The sequence below is a fragment of the Streptomyces sp. RP5T genome (assembly GCF_003933965.1).
In the GTDB taxonomy this organism is placed as follows: domain Bacteria; phylum Actinomycetota; class Actinomycetes; order Streptomycetales; family Streptomycetaceae; genus Streptomyces.
The window spans coordinates 1-1,668 of the sequence record NZ_RSAJ01001017.1 but is presented as its reverse complement, the minus strand read 5'-3'; the positions used below and the strand labels follow the sequence as shown (position 1 = coordinate 1,668).

Sequence of the window (1,668 nt, the reverse complement as noted above, 5' to 3'; positions counted from 1 at the left end):
GCTGAAAGACATCTCACGTGCCTAAGAAGTCAAGCCGCTACGGCCAGATCCGCCGAGGAGGAGGTGAAGGCATGCTGTTCGTCGAAGTGCTGCCGGGTCTGCAGGCAGTGGTAGAGCTGGCCGATCATGCGGTTGAACAGGTGTCGCTGGGCCTGGGCATGCCAGTCTCCACGGTCGCGCCGTCGCCGGTAGTGGGCAGCTGCTCCTGGCGAGGCCGTGAGCGCGGCGAAGGCCCACTGATGGCCGGCGTTGGTCAGGCGGTTGTTCTTGATGTAGCGGCGTCCGACGAAGCGTTTCTTGCCCGAGGCCCGGGTGATGGGGGCCGATCCTGCGTATGCCTTCAGTGCCCGGGCGTCGGCGAACCGCGCGCGGTCGTCACCGATCTCGGCGAGCACCCGGGCGCCGAGCTGGATGCCCATGCCGGGGAAGCTGAGCAGGATGTCAGCGTCCGGGTGCCGACGAAAAGACGCCTCCACCGCCTCGGTGAGATCCTCGACGGCCTTGCAGGCCGCATCCAACTGCGTGAGCAGTGCAAGCAGTTGTCGACCCATGGCCTCCTCGACGAGCGCGGGCTGGTGGGCCTGCTCGAACCGCAGGGCGGTCTTGAGGCGTTCGGCTTCGGCGTCGATGCCGCGACTGCGGCCGGCCCGTTTGAGCGCGGCCCGCAGCTGCGGCAGGGTCATCCTGGCCGCCGTGCTCGGGGTCGGTGCCACGGCGAGCACCGCGCGGGCCTCGGGCCGGGTCAGGCCGCCTTGCTTGCCGAGGAAGGCGGCCAGGGCGACGGGGTAGTACTCGCGCAGCAGCGAGCGGATCTGGTTGGCGATCTGCTGGCGGGCCCAGACGGCGTCCTGCTGGGCGCGGGCCAGGACGGTGATGGCGCGGGCGAGGTCGCTGTCGTCGGGCAGTGGTCGGTGGGCGTGCATGTCGGTGCGCAGGATGTTGGCCAGGATCAGGGCGTCGCCGGGGTCAGACTTCTTGCGCGAGACGCCGTGACGGTCGCGGTAGCGGGCGGCGGCCAGCGGGTTGATGGCGAAGATCTTCCGCCTGCCGGTGCGCAGGACGGCCACGAGCAGGCCACTGGAGGTCTCGATGGCCACTGGTATCGGCGTCTCGGGGCTGTCGCCGTGCTCGGCGAGCAGGTCCAGCAGCAGCCGGTAGCCGGCGAGGTCGTCGCTGATGCGGCGCTTGGCCACCAGCTGGCCGTCTTGATCTACCAGGGCCACATCGTGGTGCGACTCGGCCCAGTCGATCCCGCAGAACACGCTCAAGCCGTTCCCCTCTCATCGTGCGTTTGTGCAGGTGACAAGCCTGTGCGGGCCACGCGGCGACCTAATCCCAGGACTCGACGGTCCGCCATCTCACCAGCCGTTCGCGACACCAGCGCACCGCGCGGGCCCCGGTCTCGATCAGAGCTCGAACGGCTCGCGGAGTACGCGGGGGTCACCGTGCGGAGGGCTTGCACCACGACGATCAACGTTCGGCACAGGCCGGTGGGTTTCGCAGCGGCCCGAAGACACCGGGCGCCACCGGTCTTTCAGAAGGTCTCAGAGGACCAGGAACCCAGAGGGGTCAGCCCGGTGCCCACGAGGCCGCCGCAAACCGCACCACATCAACAGTCCTGGCCGCCCCTGACGAAGCCAACCGGAATCGCTTACTCAAGGATTAGGA

At 68.8% G+C, this 1,668-nt stretch carries 1 protein-coding gene; it reads right to left on the bottom strand.

Features of this window, described 5'->3' with window-relative positions; genetic code table 11:
- Positions 1 to 29 precede the first annotated feature (29 nt).
- Entirely contained in the window at positions 30 to 1,268 is a 1,239-nt protein-coding gene (locus EHS43_RS44040) for an IS110 family transposase (RefSeq protein ID WP_125195994.1), read from the bottom strand.
- Positions 1,269 to 1,668: the final 400 nt, after the last annotated feature.